Annotated in this window: 17 protein-coding genes; 9 read left to right on the top strand and 8 right to left on the bottom strand. The window is 72.5% G+C overall.

The features are described from left to right. Positions 1-9 precede the first annotated feature (9 nt). Positions 10-2,895: an aminomethyl-transferring glycine dehydrogenase gene (gcvP, locus tag OG737_RS02995; RefSeq protein ID WP_328924570.1), complete on the top strand. Its 2,886-nt coding sequence runs from the start codon at positions 10-12 to the stop codon at positions 2,893-2,895. An 86-nt stretch (positions 2,896-2,981) separates the two neighbouring features. Here the strand turns inward: gcvP and OG737_RS02990 are convergent, their stop codons facing one another. Then, complete coding sequence (locus tag OG737_RS02990; RefSeq protein WP_328924569.1) at positions 2,982-3,179, bottom strand: DUF5999 family protein; 198 nt, start codon at positions 3,177-3,179, stop codon at positions 2,982-2,984. Positions 3,180-3,440: 261 nt separating this feature from the next. Then, entirely contained in the window at positions 3,441-4,061 is a 621-nt protein-coding gene (locus OG737_RS02985) for a hypothetical protein (RefSeq protein WP_328924568.1), read from the bottom strand. 493 nt (positions 4,062-4,554) lie between these two features. Between OG737_RS02985 and OG737_RS02980 the strand changes: the two genes are divergently transcribed. Together OG737_RS02980 and OG737_RS02975 are read left to right on the top strand one after the other, a co-directional pair. After that, positions 4,555-6,090, top strand: a complete 1,536-nt coding sequence (locus tag OG737_RS02980; RefSeq protein ID WP_328924567.1) for a glutamate--cysteine ligase — start codon at positions 4,555-4,557, stop codon at positions 6,088-6,090. A gap of 76 nt (positions 6,091-6,166) precedes the next feature. Then, a complete protein-coding gene (locus tag OG737_RS02975) occupies positions 6,167-6,967 on the top strand; it encodes a CPBP family intramembrane glutamic endopeptidase (RefSeq protein WP_405680300.1) in 801 nt (266 codons plus the stop codon). A gap of 51 nt (positions 6,968-7,018) precedes the next feature. On the opposite strand, the gene OG737_RS02970 is transcribed toward OG737_RS02975, so the two are convergent. Further along, entirely contained in the window at positions 7,019-7,840 is an 822-nt protein-coding gene (locus OG737_RS02970) for a PhzF family phenazine biosynthesis isomerase (RefSeq protein ID WP_328924566.1), read from the bottom strand. A gap of 181 nt (positions 7,841-8,021) precedes the next feature. On the opposite strand from OG737_RS02970, the gene OG737_RS02965 reads away from it, so the two are divergent. Beyond that, a complete protein-coding gene (locus OG737_RS02965; protein ID WP_328924565.1) occupies positions 8,022-8,636 on the top strand; it encodes a PadR family transcriptional regulator in 615 nt (204 codons plus the stop codon). A 134-nt stretch (positions 8,637-8,770) separates the two neighbouring features. On the opposite strand, the gene OG737_RS02960 is transcribed toward OG737_RS02965, so the two are convergent. After that, entirely contained in the window at positions 8,771-9,199 is a 429-nt protein-coding gene (locus tag OG737_RS02960; protein WP_328924564.1) for an SRPBCC family protein, read from the bottom strand. 171 nt (positions 9,200-9,370) lie between these two features. On the opposite strand from OG737_RS02960, the gene OG737_RS02955 reads away from it, so the two are divergent. Together OG737_RS02955 and OG737_RS02950 are read left to right on the top strand one after the other, a co-directional pair. Then, positions 9,371-10,342 (top strand): EamA family transporter, encoded by a 972-nt coding sequence (locus OG737_RS02955; protein WP_328924563.1) that lies wholly within the window; start codon positions 9,371-9,373, stop codon positions 10,340-10,342. A 162-nt stretch (positions 10,343-10,504) separates the two neighbouring features. After that, the gene (locus OG737_RS02950) at positions 10,505-11,551 is read left to right on the top strand and encodes a DMT family transporter (protein WP_405921158.1); all 1,047 of its coding nucleotides are present in this window, start codon (positions 10,505-10,507) and stop codon (positions 11,549-11,551) included. Here OG737_RS02950 and OG737_RS02945 read toward each other — a convergent pair. Further along, positions 11,533-12,234, bottom strand: coding sequence for a pyridoxamine 5'-phosphate oxidase family protein (locus tag OG737_RS02945; protein ID WP_405921157.1), 702 nt, complete (start codon positions 12,232-12,234; stop codon positions 11,533-11,535). The two genes, OG737_RS02950 and OG737_RS02945, sit on opposite strands and share 19 nt — an antisense overlap. Before the next feature lie 37 nt (positions 12,235-12,271). On the opposite strand from OG737_RS02945, the gene OG737_RS02940 reads away from it, so the two are divergent. Next, the gene (locus OG737_RS02940; RefSeq protein ID WP_405921156.1) at positions 12,272-13,606 is read left to right on the top strand and encodes an aminotransferase class I/II-fold pyridoxal phosphate-dependent enzyme; all 1,335 of its coding nucleotides are present in this window, start codon (positions 12,272-12,274) and stop codon (positions 13,604-13,606) included. Positions 13,607-13,640: 34 nt separating this feature from the next. On the opposite strand, the gene OG737_RS02935 is transcribed toward OG737_RS02940, so the two are convergent. Next, positions 13,641-13,898: a hypothetical protein gene (locus OG737_RS02935; RefSeq protein ID WP_405921155.1), complete on the bottom strand. Its 258-nt coding sequence runs from the start codon at positions 13,896-13,898 to the stop codon at positions 13,641-13,643. A gap of 45 nt (positions 13,899-13,943) precedes the next feature. Continuing rightward, complete coding sequence (locus tag OG737_RS02930; protein WP_405921154.1) at positions 13,944-14,906, bottom strand: DMT family transporter; 963 nt, start codon at positions 14,904-14,906, stop codon at positions 13,944-13,946. 74 nt (positions 14,907-14,980) lie between these two features. On the opposite strand from OG737_RS02930, the gene OG737_RS02925 reads away from it, so the two are divergent. Then, positions 14,981-15,880: a LysR family transcriptional regulator gene (locus tag OG737_RS02925; RefSeq protein ID WP_405921153.1), complete on the top strand. Its 900-nt coding sequence runs from the start codon at positions 14,981-14,983 to the stop codon at positions 15,878-15,880. An 8-nt stretch (positions 15,881-15,888) separates the two neighbouring features. Here OG737_RS02925 and OG737_RS02920 read toward each other — a convergent pair whose 3' ends face one another. Next, on the bottom strand, positions 15,889-16,347 hold the full coding sequence (locus OG737_RS02920; protein WP_328930194.1) for a pyridoxamine 5'-phosphate oxidase family protein: 459 nt from the start codon (positions 16,345-16,347) through the stop codon (positions 15,889-15,891). A gap of 91 nt (positions 16,348-16,438) precedes the next feature. On the opposite strand from OG737_RS02920, the gene OG737_RS02915 reads away from it, so the two are divergent. Then, a complete protein-coding gene (locus OG737_RS02915; RefSeq protein ID WP_405921152.1) occupies positions 16,439-17,053 on the top strand; it encodes a cysteine hydrolase in 615 nt (204 codons plus the stop codon).

Here is a 17,053-nt window from a genome sequence, read left to right as displayed (position 1 = left end):
CCTCCGTACATGACCGCCAACCGCATTCCGCTCTCCCAGCTGGAGCGAGGCATCCCCTTCGAGCAGCGCCACATCGGCCCGGATGCCGAGGCGCAGGCGAAGATGCTCGCCCAGGTGGGCTACGGCTCCCTGGACGAACTGACCGCCGCCGCGGTGCCGGATGTCATCAAGACCGCCGAAGCGCTGAACCTTCCCGAGGCGCGGACCGAGGCCGAGGTGCTGGCCGAGCTGCGCTCGCTCGCCGACCGCAACCAGGTCCTCTCTTCGATGATCGGTCTCGGCTACTACGGGACCTTCACGCCTCCGGTGATCCTGCGCAACGTCATGGAGAACCCGGCCTGGTACACGGCGTACACGCCGTACCAGCCCGAGATCTCGCAGGGCCGCCTCGAAGCGCTGCTGAACTTCCAGACCGTCGTCGCCGACCTCACCGGGCTGCCGACCTCGGGCGCCTCGCTGCTCGACGAGGGCACCGCGGCCGCCGAGGCCATGTCCCTCGCCCGCCGGGTGGGCAAGGTCAAGGACGGCGTCTTCCTGATCGACGCCGACGCGCTGCCGCAGACCATCGCCGTGATCGAGACCCGCGCCGAGCCCACGGGCGTCGAGGTCGTCGTCGCCGACCTGTCGGACGGCATCCCGGCCGAGATCGCCGAGCGCGGCGTCTTCGGCGTGCTCCTCCAGTACCCGGGCGCCTCCGGTGCCGTGCGGGACATCAAGCCGCTCATCGACCGGGCGCACGAGCTCGGTGCCATCGTCACCGTCTCGGCCGACCTGCTCGCCCTGACGCTGCTGACCTCGCCGGGCGAGCTCGGCGCGGACATCGCCGTCGGCACCACGCAGCGCTTCGGAGTCCCGATGGGCTTCGGCGGACCGCACGCCGGTTACATGGCCGTCCAGGCCAAGCACGCCCGCTCGCTGCCCGGCCGCCTCGTCGGCGTCTCCGTGGACGCGGACGGCAACAAGGCGTACCGGCTGGCGCTGCAGACCCGCGAGCAGCACATCCGCCGCGAGAAGGCCACCAGCAACATCTGCACCGCGCAGGTGCTGCTCGCCGTCATGGCCGCCATGTACGCCGTCTACCACGGCCCGGACGGCCTGCGGACGATCGCCCGCCGGACCCACCGCTACGCGGCGCTGCTCGCCGCGGGTCTGAAGGCCGGTGGCGTCGAGATCGTGCACGGCGCCTACTTCGACACCGTCACGGCCCGTGTCCCGGGCCGCGCGGCCGAGGTCGTCGCCGCGGCCCGCCAGGGGGGCGTCAACCTCTACCAGGCCGACGCCGACCACGTCTCCGTCGCCTGCGACGAGACCACCCTGCGCGCCGACATCGACGCCGTCTGGGCGGCCTTCGGCGTCAGCGCGGACATCGAGGCGCTGGACGAGACCACGGCGGACACCCTGCCCGAGGGCCTGCTGCGCTCGGACGACTACCTGACGCACCCCGTCTTCCACCAGCACCGCTCCGAGACCGCGATGCTGCGCTACCTGCGCAAGCTCTCGGACAAGGACTACGCGCTGGACCGCGGCATGATCCCGCTGGGCTCCTGCACCATGAAGCTCAACGCGACCACCGAGATGGAGCCGGTCACCTGGCCCGAGTTCGGTCAGCTGCACCCGTTCGCCCCGGTGGAGCAGGCGGAGGGGTACCTCACGCTCATCACCGAGCTGGAGGAACGTCTCTCCGAGGTCACCGGCTACGACAAGGTCTCCATCCAGCCGAACGCCGGCTCCCAGGGTGAGCTCGCCGGCCTGCTGGCCGTCCGCGCCTACCACCGCGCCAACGGCGACGAGCAGCGCACCGTCTGCCTCATCCCGTCCTCCGCGCACGGCACCAACGCGGCCAGCGCCGTGATGGCCGGCATGAAGGTCGTCGTCGTCAAGACCGCCGACGACGGCGAGGTGGACGCGGCCGACCTGCGCGCCAAGATCGAGCAGTACCGTGACGAGCTGTCCGTGCTGATGATCACGTACCCCTCCACGCACGGTGTGTTCGAGGAGCACGTCGCCGACATCTGCGCCCAGGTGCACGACGCCGGCGGCCAGGTCTACGTGGACGGCGCCAACCTCAACGCCCTGGTGGGCCTGGCCAAGCCGGGTCACTTCGGCGGCGACGTCTCGCACCTCAACCTGCACAAGACCTTCTGCATCCCGCACGGCGGCGGCGGTCCGGGCGTCGGCCCGGTCGGTGTCCGGGCCCACCTGGCCCCGTACCTGCCGAACCACCCGCTGCAGCCGACGGCCGGCCCCGAGACGGGCGTCGGCCCGATCTCGGCCGCCCCGTGGGGCTCGGCGGGCATCCTGCCGATCTCCTGGTCGTACGTGCGCCTCATGGGCGGCGAGGGCCTCAAGCGCGCCACCCAGGTGGCGGTGCTCGGCGCGAACTACATCGCCAAGCGCCTGGAGCCGCACTACCCGGTGCTCTACACCGGCCCGGGCAACCTGGTCGCGCACGAGTGCATCATCGACCTGCGTCCGCTGTCGCAGGCGACGGGCGTGAGCGTGGACGACATCGCCAAGCGTCTGATCGACTACGGCTTCCACGCGCCGACGATGTCCTTCCCGGTCGCCGGCACGCTCATGATCGAGCCGACGGAGTCCGAGGACCTCGCCGAGATCGACCGCTTCTGCGACGCGATGATCGCCATCCGCGGCGAGATCGAGCGGGTCGCGGGCGGCGAGTGGCCGGTGGACGACAACCCGCTGGCCAACTCCCCGCACACCGCGGCGGCGCTGGGCGGCGAGTGGAACCACCCGTACACCCGTGACGAGGCGGTCTTCCCGGGTGGCGTCACGGCCGCCGAGAAGTACTGGCCGCCGGTGCGCCGGATCGACGGCGCCTTCGGTGACCGGAACCTGGTCTGCTCCTGCCCGCCGCTGGACGAGTACGACAACTGAGCATGAGAAAGGGGCCGGTCCGGGAGGTTTCTCCCGGGCCGGCCCCTTCGTCGTGCCTCGGCTGCCTCTGGCCGTCGCCGCTCCGACTAGGCCGCCTGCGCCCCCGCGAGCGGGCGGTGCGGGGCGATGATCTGGCCGTCCGGCAGCAGCTCGCCGGTGTCCTCGAAGAGCAGGACGCCGTTGCACAGCAGGCTCCAGCCTTGCTCCGGGTGGTTGGCCACCGGAAGCGCGGCCTCCCGGTCGGCGGATTCGGCTGACGGGCAGGCTGGCTGGTGCTGGCACATGGATGCGTTCTTTCGCTGCGATGTGGTCTGCGTGCTACGGCTCGATGCGTGGTTCATGGCCGTCCCCCTGGGTCATCCCCGCACCCGCGGGGAGCTTGTCATCAGTCTTCCCCTACGACAGCTGCTTCGCAGGCATTTCCCGCCAGCTGTCCTCATAGATTGATGACGCATCACTCGTGCGGGCGGTTCAGGCCAACTCCCCTGTCATTTTGGATGGTTCGCAAGTGGCCCGAGAGGGCTAGGCCGAATGGGTCACTCGGGTCAGGCGGCGGGCGCGGCCAGCGACGGCGGGACCGGCGCCGTCGCGGGGGTCAGCCGGTGGTTCAGCACGGGCAGCAGCTCGGAGACCGGATGCGGACGGTACGGGGCGATGCCGGGCGGCGCCGGGGCCAGCGGCACCAGCAGGTCCTCGCCGGCGAGCAGGCCGGCCGACGCGTCGGCGCCCACGGCGCCGTGCAGCCACAGGGTCAGCATGTACAGCTCCGGTACGGACAGCAAGCGGGGCTGGTACGCCTTGCCGAGCGACTCGGCCTGGCGCAGCGCGCGTTCGGTGGCGGCCACGTAGGGGCCCTCGAAGAAGTGGGAGAAGGTCCAGCCGTCCGGTGTCAGCCGGGTGTCGGCCGCCGCGACGTACCGGTCCGCGCTGCGGATGAGGAACCGCCAGCCGGTCAGGCGCGTACGGGGCGGCCTGCCGCCGGCCGCCAGGTTCGAGACGTCCAGCCGGTCGAGGACGTGGACCGGGAGCGGGAGTTCGGCGGTCATCGGCCCCTGGATCGCGCGCAGGGCCGGGGTGTGCGCCTCATGGACGGCGGTGGGGGAGCCGAGGGCCGCGAGGACGCAGCGGAGGGCGGGCGCGGGAGCCGGGGGGACATGCAGCGGCATGGTGGGTCGCCTCTCACTTGGGAGACCTGTGGAAGGGGGCTGGTGCGGGCGGCGCTGTCGCATTCTGGGGCCAGAGGGGGGCTGAGGGGCAATGGCCGCGCGCCAACTCTCTGCCTCGTTTGCGGAGTTTATACGACATGTGTTCACGCAGTGTTTCGGCTAGCTGTCCCGCCTATTGCCGACAAGACGCTTACCGGCCCCGCTGACGTGGCATTCATGCCGGATGCACGCGGGCATGCCGCGCTGACCTCGGAGGTTACCGGAAGGGGGCTCGGCTGGAAAGCTTCGTTTTTCCCGAACAGGCAAAGTCGATGCGGAATTTGCGCAAAGCGACTTGCCAGGTGAATGTGCCGGAGTGCCCGTCGGCCAAACCGGCGCGCGCTCCCCGCCACGCACGCCCCCTACGCGTTATGGATCACTCTGCCGGGGCATCATCGACCGTAACGCCGGCCTGGGTGCACCAGGCCAGGCACACTCGAGGAGGGACGCTTCGATGGGGGAGAAGGTCGTGGCAGGCGGATTCGACCTGTCCGATCGGCAGCGGTATCGAAGGAAGCTCCATGAGTGCCTGGAGGGGCTGGAGCGGCTTCTGGCGGAGAAGAGGTTCGATCGCCCCAAGAACATGATGGGGCTGGAGATCGAGTTGAATCTCGCGGGTGCCGACGGCATGCCGAGAATGGTGAATGCACAGGTACTGGAGCGGATTGCGAGCCCTGATTTCCAGACCGAACTCGGAATGTTCAACCTGGAGGTGAACGTCCTGCCCCACCGGCTCGGCGGCCGGGTATTCGACCAGCTCGCCGAGGAACTCAGCGCGGGTCTCGGATATGCCCACCGGCAGGCCGTGGAGATCGACGCCGGTGTCGTGATGATCGGTATTCTGCCGACGATCTCCCGCGAGGACCTGGTCACCGCCAACCTCTCGGCGGTCGACCGGTACTCGCTGCTCAACGAGCAGATCCTGATGATGAGGGGTGAGGACTTCACGCTCGACATCGACGGCGTCGAGAGGCTGACCTGGCACTCCGGGTCGATCGTGCCGGAGGCCGCCTGCACCTCCGTACAACTGCACCTCCAGGTGACCCCGGCGCGGTTCTCGGACGTGTGGAACGCGGCGCAGGCGGTGACGGCCGCGCAGATAGCCGTCGGCGCCAACTCGCCGTTCCTGTTCGGGCGTGAGCTGTGGCGGGAATCCCGGCCGCCGCTGTTCACGCAGGCCACCGACACGCGGCCGCCCGAGCTCCAGGCACAGGGGGTGCGCCCGCGCACTTGGTTCGGGGAGCGCTGGGTGGACTCGGCGTACGAGCTCTTCGCGGAGAACGTCCGCTACTTCCCCGCGCTGCTGCCGATCTGCGACGAGGAGGAGCCCCTGCGCGTGCTCGACGAGGGCGGCATACCGCGTCTGCAGGAGCTGGTCCTGCACAACGGCACCGTCTACCGGTGGAACCGGCCCGTGTACGGGGTCGCCGACGGGGCGCCGCACCTGCGGGTGGAGAACCGGGTGCTGCCGGCCGGGCCCACGGTCGCCGACGTCGTCGCCAACGCCGCCTTCTACTACGGGCTCGTACGCACGCTCGCCGACGAGCCGCGCCCGGTGTGGACCCGGCTGCCCTTCGCCGAGGCGGAGGCCAACTTCGACGCGGCCTGCCGGTACGGGATCGACGCGCGGCTGCGCTGGCCGCGCCGGGGCCGGGCCGGGGGGCTGGCGAGCGTGCCCGCCGTCCGGCTGGTCCTGGACGAGCTGCTGCCGATGGCGGCGGCCGGACTGGACGCCTGGGGCATCGAGCCCGCGGACCGGGACCGCTACCTCGGCATCATCGAGGAGCGCTGCCGGCGGCGGGTGAACGGGGCGACCTGGCAGGTGGACACCTACCACCGGGCGCTCGCTTCCGGGCTGGCGCGGGACGAGGCGCTGGCCGCGACCACCCGGCGCTACAGCGAGCTGATGCACAAGGGCGACCCCGTCCACACCTGGCCCGCAGGGCTGGGGGATGCGGAGGTGAGCGCCCCGGTGCCGGCCGCGCGCTGAGGTCCGGTGATCCCGTTCCGCTGCCGAAGGGGCAGTATGGGGTGGTCGGAACGGGATCGCGGGACGGGAGTCGGGCGTGCGGGTGGAGCCGGAGCCGGTGGTCGTGGAGCTGTGCGAGGACGGGCGGCGGGGTGTCCTGCGCACGGAGACCCTGCTGGTACTGGCGCTGTCGCTGGGCGCGAGCGCGGTCTCGGCGCTGATCAGCTTCATCGGCTCGCTCACCAAGCCGGGCGGCCTCAAGGACCAGGCCGCCACGCTCAACGGCTCCATCGCGCCCGGCCGGCCCTGGCTGGACCTGGCCTGGCAGCTGTTCGGCATCGGGACCGCCCTGGTGCCCGTACTGCTGGTGGCGCACCTGCTGACCCGCGAGGGCGTGCCGGGGCTGCGGGTGCTCGGTTTCGACCGGACCCGACCCGGGTGGGACCTGGGGCGGGGCGCTCTCGTGGCGGCCGGGATCGGGAGCGCCGGTCTGCTCTTCTACCTGGGGGCGCGGGCCGGCGGATTCAACCTCACGGTGGTGCCCGAGGCACTGCCCGACGTGTGGTGGAAGTTCCCCGTGCTGATCCTCTCCGCGGTGCAGAACGCCGTGGTGGAGGAGATCATCGTGCTGGCCTACCTGCTGCGCCGGCTCGGCCAGCTGGGCTGGTCGCCGATGGCCGCGCTGCTGGCCAGCTCGGTGCTGCGCGGCTCCTACCACCTCTACCAGGGCATCGGCGGCTTCATCGGCAACGTGGTGATGGGCGTCGTCTTCGTGCTGGCCTACCGCCGCTGGGGCCGGGTCGCACCGCTCGTGGTCGCGCACGCGCTGCTCGACATCGTGGCCTTCGGCGGGTACGCGCTGCTCGCGGGCAAGGTGGGCTGGCTGCCGACGCCGTGACGGGCGGCGGGCCGCAGCCGGCCCGCCACGGCCCCGGTGGCGGCCGGCCGGTCACGGGGCGGTGAGCAGCTCCCCGTCGATGACGGTGACCGCGTGGCCGGTCAGCAGGGTGCGGTCGCCGGCCAGGCTCACCCGTACCAGCCCCTTGCGGGCGCCGCCCTGGAGGCCGGTGAGTTCGGTGCGGCCCAGGCGCTCGGCCCAGAACGGGGCGAGCGCGGTGTGGGCGCTGCCGGTGACCGGGTCCTCGTCGATCCCGAAGGCCGGGAAGAAGCCGCGGGAGACGAAGTCGTACCCGAGAGAGGGATCCTCGGCGGCCGCGGTGACGATCACCCCGCGCTTGGCGAAGGCGCGCAGGGCGGCGTGGTCCGGCTCCAGTTCGCGGACGGTCTTCTCGTCGGCGAGCTCGATCAGCAGGTCCCCGATGTGGGCGGCGGTGTCGTGCACGGAGAGGATCGGGGCGCCCCCGAGGGCGTGGCCCACCGCGGTCGGAGCCTGGGCCGGGGTGAGCGAGGACGTCGGGAAGTCCAGGGTGATCGTCCCGTCCCCGGCGGTCTCGGCCGTGAGGATGCCGCAGCGTGCGGTGAAGCGGATCCGGCCCGTGGCGAGGCCTGCTGCCGCCAGTACGTGCGCCGTGGCGAGCGTGGCGTGGCCGCACATGTCGACCTCGGCCGCCGGGGTGAACCAGCGCAGAGCCCAGTCGGCGTCCCCGCCGGGCGGCAGGGGGTGGGCGAAGGCGGTCTCGGAGAGGTTCACCTCGGACGCGACCTGCTGGAGCCAGGAGTCCGGTGGGAACCCGGTGTCGAGGAGCAGGACCCCGGCGGGGTTCCCGTGAAAGGGGCGGTCGGTGAAGGCGTCGACGATTCGGATGCGCATCCCCCGACGGTAGGGCCGTTTCTTGAGCACCGACAAAGGCCAATCGGGGGTGACTGGCCTTGTTCGAAGCTGTTCGCTCAGAAAGTTTCCGATATATCGTTGACGCATCGCGATGGATCACCGATAGTAGAGACATCGGACAACCGATACGACACCACGAAGTGACGAGAGGAGCGCAGTCATGCGTTCACACGGACAGCACGACCACGGACATGAGCACGGACGGGGCCACGGCCACTGCGGGCCCGATCGTCGGGAGGGTTTCAAGGGGCGGCGCGCCGCTTTCGGCCCGTTCGGACCGCCCTTCGGCGGAGGCCCCTTCGGTGGGCGCGGCGGCCGCGGGGGACCGCGGGGCCGGGCCCGGCGGGGTGACGTGCGCGCCTCGATCCTGGCGCTGCTCGCCGACCGGCCGATGCACGGCTACGAGATGATCCAGGAGATCGGCGAGCGCAGCGGCGGGGCCTGGAAGCCCAGCCCGGGCTCGGTCTACCCGACCCTGCAGCTGCTTGAGGACGAGGGGCTCATCACCAGCGAGAGCGAGGGCGGTAAGAAGCTGTTCACCCTCACCGATGCCGGTCGCTCCGAGGCCGAGTCGGGACCGGACGCCCCTTGGGCGGATGCCGGGCGCGGCTTCGACTTCGAGGCGATGAGCGAGATCCGGACGGCCGGCTTCGGTCTGATGGAGGCCTTCGGCCAGGTCTGGAAGACCGGCACCCCCGAGCAGCGGGACAAGGCCGTCGCGGTCATCAACGACGCCCGCAAGAAGCTCTACCTGATCCTGGCCGACGAGCACTGACGGCAGGACCCGGCACGGAAGATCGAAACGGCGCGCCCCGCGAGACTCTCGCGGGGCGCGCCGTCGTGTGCCGGGGCGTCGGGGCGTCGGGGCCTCGGGGCCTCGGGGCGTCGGGGTGGCGGGGGTTGTGCGGGTCAGGCGACCAGGCCGGCCAGCTTGCGCAGCGACTCGTTCAGGGCGGCCGTGGCCGAGTCCTTGAGCTTGCCCGCCATCAGCGAGACGGCGGCCCCGGTGAACTCGCCGTCGATGCGGACGGTGGTGGCCGTACCGTCCGGGGTCAGGGTGTACCGGGTCAGGACGGCCACGCCCATCGGGCCCTTGCCGGTGATGGCGAAGAGGCGCTCGTCCTCCAGCTCCGAGACGGTCCAGACGACCTCGGCGGGGAAGCCCATCATCTTCATGTTCTCGGCGAAGGTCGAGCCGACCGCGAGGGTCTGCGGTCCGCCCTTCGGGAAATTGGTGTGGGTCATGCTCCACTGGCCGTACGCGTCCCAGTCCGTCAGCTGGGACCAGAGCTTCGCGGCGGACGCCTCGATGCGTGATTCCGCGGTGACTTCGGCCATGCGACCACCCCTTCTCGTCGGGTACGTGCGGCGGAACGTAGCCCCGGCGGGCGGAACATTCAATACTGACGACCTGTCAGATATGACGGGGCCGACGATCTATGGTGTCGGTCGTGTCTCAACAGGTGTCACGCCCGTGACGGTGCTGACCGGCCCTGCCATGATGGCCCGATGCAAGCGTCAGGGAAGAACGCCGGACTGGGCCTCGCCCTCGTCTCGGCGGTTGCGTTCGGTGGTTCCGGAGTGGCGGCGAAGCCGCTGATCGAGGCGGGTCTGGACCCCCTCCACATGGTCTGGCTCAGGGTGGCCGGGGCGGCGCTCGTGCTGTCTCCGCTGGCCTGGCGCCACCGTGACCTCGTACTGCGCAAACCGGCGCTGATCGCGGGCTTCGGGCTGATCGCCGTCGCCGGTGTGCAGGCCTTCTACTTCGCCTCCCTGTCCCGGATCCCGGTGGGCGTGGCCCTGCTGCTGGAGTACCTGGGCCCGGCGCTGCTGCTCGGCTGGATCCGCTTCGTGCAGCGCAAGCCCGTGACCCGGGGCGCCGCCGCCGGCGCGGCCGTGGCGGTCGTGGGCCTGGCCTGCGTGGTCGAGATCTGGGCCGGCCTGCGGCTGGACCTGCTCGGCGTGCTGTTCGGTCTGTGTGCGGCCTGCTGTCAGGCCTTCTACTTCGTCTTCGCCGACCAGGGGGCCGACGGGGACGACGCACCCGACCCGCTCGGGGTGATCGCGTACGGCATGGTCGTCGGCGCTCTCTTGATGACGGTGATCGCCCGGCCGTGGGAGATCGACTGGCAGGTCCTCGGCGGCCAGGCACCCGTGGGCGGGACGATGGTGCCCGCACCGGTGCTGCTCGGCTGGGTGGTGCTGGTCGCGACCGTCTTCGCCTACCTGACCGGCGTGGTCTCGGTGCGCAGGCTCTCGCCGCAGGTCGCGGGCGTGGTGGCCTTCCTGGAGGCGGTCGTGGCCACCGTGCTGGCCTGGATCCTGCTCGGCGAGCAGCTCTCGACCTGGCAGATCGTCGGCGGCGGTCTGGTGCTGGGCGGCGCCTTCATCGCGCAGTCCTCCAGGCCTGCCCCTGCGGCTCCGGCCCCGCCGGCCGTGGCCGACCCGGCCGTGCTGGACCGCGAGACCACGACGGCATAGGGTGCTGACCATGCCTTCGACCGTGCTTCCGCCTCCCGCCGCCTAGCGCGGGCGGCACTTCCTCGAACGAGACCCCTGCCCGGGGAGTTCCCGGGCGGGTGCGCGCTGCCCGCGAAGCGATGACCTGCTTCTTTCATCCTTCACGCATGCGCGGAGACACACGTGTCGAACCATTCGCCCGCTGCCGGGCGCAGTCTGCTGTACCTCGTCATCGCCGGAGCCGCCTGGGGCACTGCCGGGGCGGCCGCCTCACTCCTCTTCCTCGCCAGTGACCTCGGTCCGCTCGCCCTGTCGTTCTGGCGGTGCGCGGGCGGGCTCGTGGTGCTGCTCGGGGTGCTGGCCGTACGCCGGCTCCGGTCCGGTGCCCGCCCCGGCCTCGCGCGGACGAGGCCGTCGGCCGGCTCGCTGATCGTGACCGGGCTGCTGTTCACCCTCTTCCAGGCCGCGTACTTCGCCGCCGTGCGCGAGACCGGCCTCGCGGTCGGCACCGTGGTCACCCTCGGCGCCGGGCCCGTGCTGATCGCGCTCGGGGCGCGGTACTGGATGGGCGAGCGGCTCGGCCGGGGCGGCGTGGCCGCCGTCGCGGGGGCGCTGGCCGGGCTGGCCGTGCTGGTGCTGGGCAGCGGGGGCGGTGAGGTGCGCCCGCTCGGCGTCCTCTGGGCGCTGCTGTCGGCCGCCGGATACGCGGCCATGACCCTGCGGGCGCGGTCGCTCGGGCGGCGCGGAGCAGGCGGAGATCCCCTCGTCACCACCACCTGGTCGGTCGCGGTGGGCGCGGTGTGCCTGCTGCCGCTCGCCGCCGTGGAGGGGCTGCTGCCGCACACCGCCGAACTCGGGCGGGTGCTGTGGCTGCTGCTGTACGTCGCGACCGTGCCGACGGCGCTGGCGTACGCGCTCTACTTCACCGGGGCCGCCGCCGTGCGGGCCGCCACCGTGTCCGTGATCATGCTGATCGAACCGGTGAGCGCCGCCGTGATCGCCGTCCTGCTGCTCGGTGAGCGGCTGACCGGCGCCGTCGTCCTGGGCACCGTACTGCTGCTCACGGCGGTGGGCGCGCTCATCGCGGCAGAGCGGCGGCGCCCCGCGGACGGTACCGCGGACGAGCCGACGGACGGGCCGACGGACGAGCCGACGGACGGGCCGGCGGACCGGTCCGGGGTGAGGTCCGTTCCCGGGCCCGTCCTGTCGGGTCAGAGCGCCGCGAGGTAGTCCGGGGTGCCGATCCCGGGGGCCAGGTCGGCCGCCGGGATCGGCGCCCCGTACGCCGGGGCGACCGGGACCACGCCCGCCCAGTAGGGCAGGCCCAGGTCCTCGGCGTCGTCGTTCGGTCCGCCCGTACGGAGCTTCGCGGACACCTCGGTCAGGTCCAGGCGGACCACCGCGGTGGCGGCGAGCTCCTTGGCGCTGGCCGGCCGGGAGTCGGCCGAGCGGCCCGGGACCACGTGGTCGACGAGGGCGTCCAGGGCCATCCGGCACTCCTCCTCGTCCGTGACCTGGTAGGCGGTGCCGTGCACGACCACCGAGCGGTAGTTGAGCGAGTGGTGGAAGGCCGAGCGGGCCAGCACCAGGCCGTCCACGTGGGTCACGGTCACGCATACCGGCAGGCCCGGGTCGGCCTTGCCCGCCGCGAGCAGCGGGCGGGAGCCGGTGGAGCCGTGGATGTAGAGCGCCTCGCCGACCCGGCCGAAGAGCGTGGGCAGGACCACCGGCGCACCGTCGCGGACGAAGCCGAGGTGGCAGATGTAGGCCTGGTCGAGTATCGAGTGCACCGTCTCGCGGTCGTAGCGGGCCCGGTCGCGGGAGCGGGTCGGCACCGTACGGTCCGTGGGCTCGTACGCGGTCGCGGTCGCGGTCGCGGTGGTCGGCTCGGACGTGACGGGCGAGGCGGTCATGATGCGGACTCCGTTGTACTAGTGCATAATGTTCTTTGTGCTAGGAGACTACCGGATCACAGGGCGCCGCGCATCGGATATCGCGGCAAGCGTCGAAGCGGGCGTGGGGGAGGGCGCGCTCGCGCCCGGAGCGCTGCTGCCGCCGATGCGCGAGCTGGCCGCGGAGCTGGGGGTGAACCCCAACACCGTGGCGGCCGCGTACCGGACGCTGCGCGAGCGAGGGGTCATCGAGACCGACGGGCGGCGCGGCAGCCGGGTCCGGCCCCGTCCGTCGAGCGCACCCCGGGACGCCCTGCGGATGGCGGTGCCGGCGGGCGTACGGGACCTCACGGAGGGCAATCCGGACGTGTCGCTGCTCCCCGCGCTGGACGGGGCGCTGGCGGCGGCGGCCCGGCGGTACGCGCAGGCGCCGACGCTCTACGGGCAGGACCCGGTCGCGCCCGAGCTGGCGCGGCTGGCCCGAGCCGACCTCGACGCGGACGGCGTGCCGGCCGGGCCGCTGGCGGTGACTTCGGGCGCCCTGGACGGGATCGAACGGGTGCTGGCCGCCCACCTGCGGCCGGGGGACGCGGTCGCGGTCGAGGACCCGGGCTGGGGGAGCGTGCTGGACCTGGTGTCGGCGCTCGGCCTGCGGGTGCTGCCGGTGGCGGTGGACGACGAGGGGCCGCGCGCGGACGCGGTGGAGCGGGCCCTGGAGGCCGGGGCGCGGGCGCTCGTGGTGACCTCGCGGGCGCAGAACCCCACCGGCGCCGCGGTGAGCGGGGCGCGGGCCGGGGAGCTGCGGGAGCTGCTGGCGCGCCACCCCGGGGTGCTGGTGATCGACGACGACCACGGGCACGGCATCGTGGATCTGCCGCCGCATCCGCTGGGCGGGATCACCCGGCACTGGGCGCTGGTGCGGTCCACGGCGAAGGCGTACGGGCCGGACCTGCGGCTGGCGGTGCTGACCGGCGACGCGGTGACGCTGGACCGGGTGCGGGGCCGGCAGCGGCTGGGCCCGGGATGGGTGAGCCGGCTGCTGCAGTACGCGGTGGTCGAGCTGTGGACCTCGGGCGCGGTGGACCGGGCCGCGGTGGCCCGCTCGTACGGGGAACGGCGGGACGCGCTGGTCGGTGCGCTGCGGGAGCGGGGCGTGGCGGCGCACGGGCGGAGCGGGATGAACGTGTGGGTGCCGGTGGCCGACGAGACGGATGTGGTCACGAGGCTGCTGGCGGCGGGCTGGGCGGTGACCGCCGGGGCCCGGTTCCGCGTCGAGGCGGGACCGGGCGTGCGGCTGACGGTGTCACAGCTGTCGCTGCCGGAGGTGCCGGGCCTGGCCGACGCCGTGGCCGCGGCGGTCCGGCCGGGGGCGACGGGGGTCCGGTACGTCTGACCGCGGTTCCGGGCCGGTCCCTTGCCGAGGTGGGTCAGGCGAGTTCGAGCAGCCCGCCGAGGATGAGGACGCATCCGCACAGGGCGACCACCGCGCCCAGGAGACGGTGGAGGCGGGCTGACATCCGGCGCTCCACCGGGCCGAGGTCGCCCCGGGCGTGCATGCGCAGTTCGGCGTTGCTGTCGCCCCAGCGCTCCAGCGAGGCGGCCGAACCCCTTACGTTGACGGCGATCCAGCCGCCGGGGACGGCGGCGGCCAGGCCGAGTGCCAGCAGGCCGAAAGCGGTGCTCATGTGGTTCCCCCGGGACGAGCGGCGATCGCCGGACGTGAGCAGGCGTCAGGCGGGCTTGGGCGGGGCGGGGCGGGACTGGGTGAGGGCGGCGCCCGCCAGGACGATGGCGGCGCCGACCGGCGTGTTCCAGTGGAGCTGTTCGCCGAGGACCAGGACGCCCGCCGTGGTGGCGATGACCGGGATGAAGTACGTGACCATCTGGGCGGTGGTCGGGCCGACCTCCGAGACCAGGCCGTACTGCATCTGGAGGGCCATGCCCGTGCCGAGGGCGCCCAGGGCGATCACCGACAGGGTCGGCCAGAGCGGGAACGAGGCCGGAGCCGAGGTGAACAGGGCGCTGACCAGCCCGAGCTGGAGCGTGGAGACCATGAGCTGGCCGCCGGTCAGGGCGACCGGGGAGCCCGGGGTCCCGGCCAGCGTGCGGCGGACGTAGATCCAGCCGATGGGGTAGCAGAGCGAGGCCAGCAGGGCGAAGGCGGTGCCCTTCGCGTCGACCCCGGAGAAGCCCTGCCAGGCGCCGAGGACGGTGAGGACGCCGAGGAAGCCCAGGCCCAGCCCCGCGAAGCGGCGGCGCGTCGGGCGGTCCTCGGACAGGGCGACCAGGGACAGCGCCATCCCCCACAGCGGGGAGGTGGCGTTGCAGATGCCGGCCAGGCTGGAGGGGATGCTCAGCTCCGCGTACGCGAAGAGCGAGAACGGGGCGGTGTTGAGCAGGAGGGCCGCCACGCTCAGGTGGCCCCAGGTGCGCAGCCCGCGCGGCAGCGGCTCGCGGCGGACGAGGAGCACGGCCAGGAGGGCGAGCGCGCCGAACAGGACCCGGCCCATGGCCACCTGGAAGGGCGCGTACGCCTCCGTGCCCACCTTGATCAGCAGGAAGCTGAAGCCCCAGATGACCGAGAGGATCGCGAAGCGGATGCGCCAGTCCAGGAGCACGCCCCGCCGGGTGGTCGTGGTGGAGGACGGTGACGGGGCCGCGAGGGTCGGCCGGGGGGCTGCGGGTGCGCTCATGACCCTTACTGTGCTCGGAGCAACTACGTAGGACAAGCGAGACTTTCTCGGAGTGACGACGTAGCATCGCTTACATGTTGAACCTGGAGCGCCTGCGCACGCTCGACGCCCTCGCCCGCCACGGCTCGGTCAGCGGCGCGGCCGACGGGCTCCACGTCACCACCTCCGCCGTGTCCCAGCAGATGGCCAAGCTGGAGCGCGAGGTCGGCCAGCCCCTGCTGGCCAAGAACGGGCGCGGGGTCCGGCTCACCGACGCCGGGCGGCTGCTCGCGGACCACGCGGCCCGGATCATCTCCCAAGTGGAGCTCGCCCAGGCCGATGTGGAGGCCCAGCGGGGCTGCGCCGTCGGAGAACTGCGCATCGGGGCCTTCCCGACGGCGATGCGCGGAATCCTGCCGCAGGCGCTGTCCGCCCTGCGCGACGGCCATCCGGACCTGCGGGCGCTCGTACGCGAGCAGGAGCCCGAGGAAAGCATGGCCGCCGTGGTGCGCGGGGACCTCGACCTGGCGCTGGCCATCGACTGGCACAACAAGCGCATGCCCGTGCCCGCCGAACTCACCCGGACGCACCTGCTGGACGACTCCGTCGACATCGCGGTCCCGGTCGCCCACCGGCTGGCCGCCCGGACCGAGATCTCTCTCTCCGAGTTCGCCGACGACGACTGGATCTCCTGGAACGAGGGACAGTTCTGCCACGAGTGGCTGGTCTTCACGCTCCGCGGTACGGGAATCGAGCCGCGCATCGCCCACATCGCCGAGGAGCACCACACCCAGCTGGCCTTCGTGGAGGCCGGGCTCGGGGTGTGCGTGGCGCCGAAGCTGGGCCGCGGCCCGGTGCCGCCCGGGGTCCGGCTGCTGCCGGTCTGCGACACCGTACGCCGCCACGTGTACGTCGTCTGGCGTGCGGACGCCGACCGCCGGCCCTCCATCCGGGCCGCCGTCGACGCCCTGCGGCAGGCCGCCTCGGCGCTCTGAGCCCGGCTCTAGAGCTTGCGGAAGTCCCAGGAGACGACCGACTCCGGGGTCAGGCGGATCCAGGCGTGCCGCCCGTCGTGCGGCATCTGCTCGATGCCGAAGTTCTTGACCGGGAAGATCCGCTCGGCCTCGGCCAGCTCCGGGCACGGTTCGCCGGTGCGCGGGGCTTCGCCCACGAAGACGGCGCTGCCGGACAGCTCCACCCCGCGCAGCTCGTCGTAGGACTCGCCGGAGTCCACGACCACCGAGATCCGCGGATCCCCGCGCAGGTCGGACCAGCGCCGGCTGCGCGTGATCGAGTACAGCCACAGCGAGGTGCCGTCCCAGGCGAACCACAGGGCGCCCACGTGCGGGCGCCCGTCGGGGGAGACCGTGGCCACCCGGCAGGTGCGCTGCTCACGCAGGAAGGCATCCACCTCCTCGTCGCTCATCATGATGCGGCGGCCCCGCCGCTGGGTCCTGTCCACGCGTGTCTCGTCCATCCGTCCCGCGCCCCTTCACATCTGACTGTGTGTCAGGAATCATGCGGGGCCGATGGCCGTCACGCCAGGGGGAGCCATGCCGGATCTCGACAACGCCACCACGGCGCTGCTCACCGTCGAATGCCAGAACGGCGTCGTCGGCGAGGAGAGCGCCCTGCCCGAGCTCGCGAAGGAAGCCCGGGACTCCGGGATGCTCGGGCGGGTGGCCGCGCTCGCCGACGCCGCGCGGGGGGCCGGGGTGCAGGTGCTGCACGCGGTCGCGGAGCGGCGGCCGGACGGCCGCGGGGCGAACACCAACGCGCGGCTGTTCCGCGCCGCCGGGAAGCTGCCCGTGCGCCAGCTCTCCGGAAGCCGGGCGGTGGAGGTCGCGGCGCCCATCGTCGTGGCCGAGCAGGACCTGGTGGTCCGCCGGTTGCACGGGCTCTCCCCGATGGCCGGCACCGACCTGGACGCCCTGCTGCGCAACCTCGGCATCCGCACGCTCGTCGTCACCGGGGTGTCCTCCAACATCGCCGTCCCGAACACCGTCTTCGACGCCGTGAACCTCGGCTACCAGGTCGTGGTCCCGGCCGACGCCATCGCCGGGGTGCCCGCCTCCTGCACCGCCGAGGTGATCCGCAACTCCCTCTCGCTGGTGGCGGCCATCACCACGGCCGAAGCGCTGCTCAAGCAGTGGGCTCCCGCGTCCTGA

It is taken from the genome of Streptomyces sp. NBC_00122, assembly GCF_045160845.1.
In the GTDB taxonomy this organism is placed as follows: Bacteria; Actinomycetota; Actinomycetes; order Streptomycetales; family Streptomycetaceae; genus Streptomyces.
The sequence above is the reverse complement of the archived record's forward strand: the minus strand, read 5'-3'. Positions and strand labels throughout refer to the sequence as shown.

Bases quoted from the DNA above. Each gene is read 5' to 3' on its own strand.
- OG737_RS02990 (WP_328924569.1), bottom strand. From the start codon at position 3,179: ATGTGCCAGCACCAGCCAGCCTGCCCGTCAGCCGAATCCGCCGACCGG.
- OG737_RS02930 (WP_405921154.1), bottom strand. From the start codon at position 14,906: ATGAGCGCACCCGCAGCCCCCCGGCCGACCCTCGCGGCCCCGTCACCG.
- OG737_RS02925 (WP_405921153.1), top strand. From the start codon at position 14,981: ATGTTGAACCTGGAGCGCCTGCGCACGCTCGACGCCCTCGCCCGCCAC.
- gcvP (WP_328924570.1), top strand. From the start codon at position 10: ATGACCGCCAACCGCATTCCGCTCTCCCAGCTGGAGCGAGGCATCCCC.
- OG737_RS02980 (WP_328924567.1), top strand. From the start codon at position 4,555: ATGGGGGAGAAGGTCGTGGCAGGCGGATTCGACCTGTCCGATCGGCAG.
- OG737_RS02970 (WP_328924566.1), bottom strand. From the start codon at position 7,840: ATGCGCATCCGAATCGTCGACGCCTTCACCGACCGCCCCTTTCACGGG.
- OG737_RS02915 (WP_405921152.1), top strand. From the start codon at position 16,439: ATGCCGGATCTCGACAACGCCACCACGGCGCTGCTCACCGTCGAATGC.
- OG737_RS02955 (WP_328924563.1), top strand. From the start codon at position 9,371: ATGCAAGCGTCAGGGAAGAACGCCGGACTGGGCCTCGCCCTCGTCTCG.
- OG737_RS02945 (WP_405921157.1), bottom strand. From the start codon at position 12,234: ATGACCGCCTCGCCCGTCACGTCCGAGCCGACCACCGCGACCGCGACC.
- OG737_RS02935 (WP_405921155.1), bottom strand. From the start codon at position 13,898: ATGAGCACCGCTTTCGGCCTGCTGGCACTCGGCCTGGCCGCCGCCGTC.
- OG737_RS02965 (WP_328924565.1), top strand. From the start codon at position 8,022: ATGCGTTCACACGGACAGCACGACCACGGACATGAGCACGGACGGGGC.
- OG737_RS02985 (WP_328924568.1), bottom strand. From the start codon at position 4,061: ATGCCGCTGCATGTCCCCCCGGCTCCCGCGCCCGCCCTCCGCTGCGTC.
- OG737_RS02960 (WP_328924564.1), bottom strand. From the start codon at position 9,199: ATGGCCGAAGTCACCGCGGAATCACGCATCGAGGCGTCCGCCGCGAAG.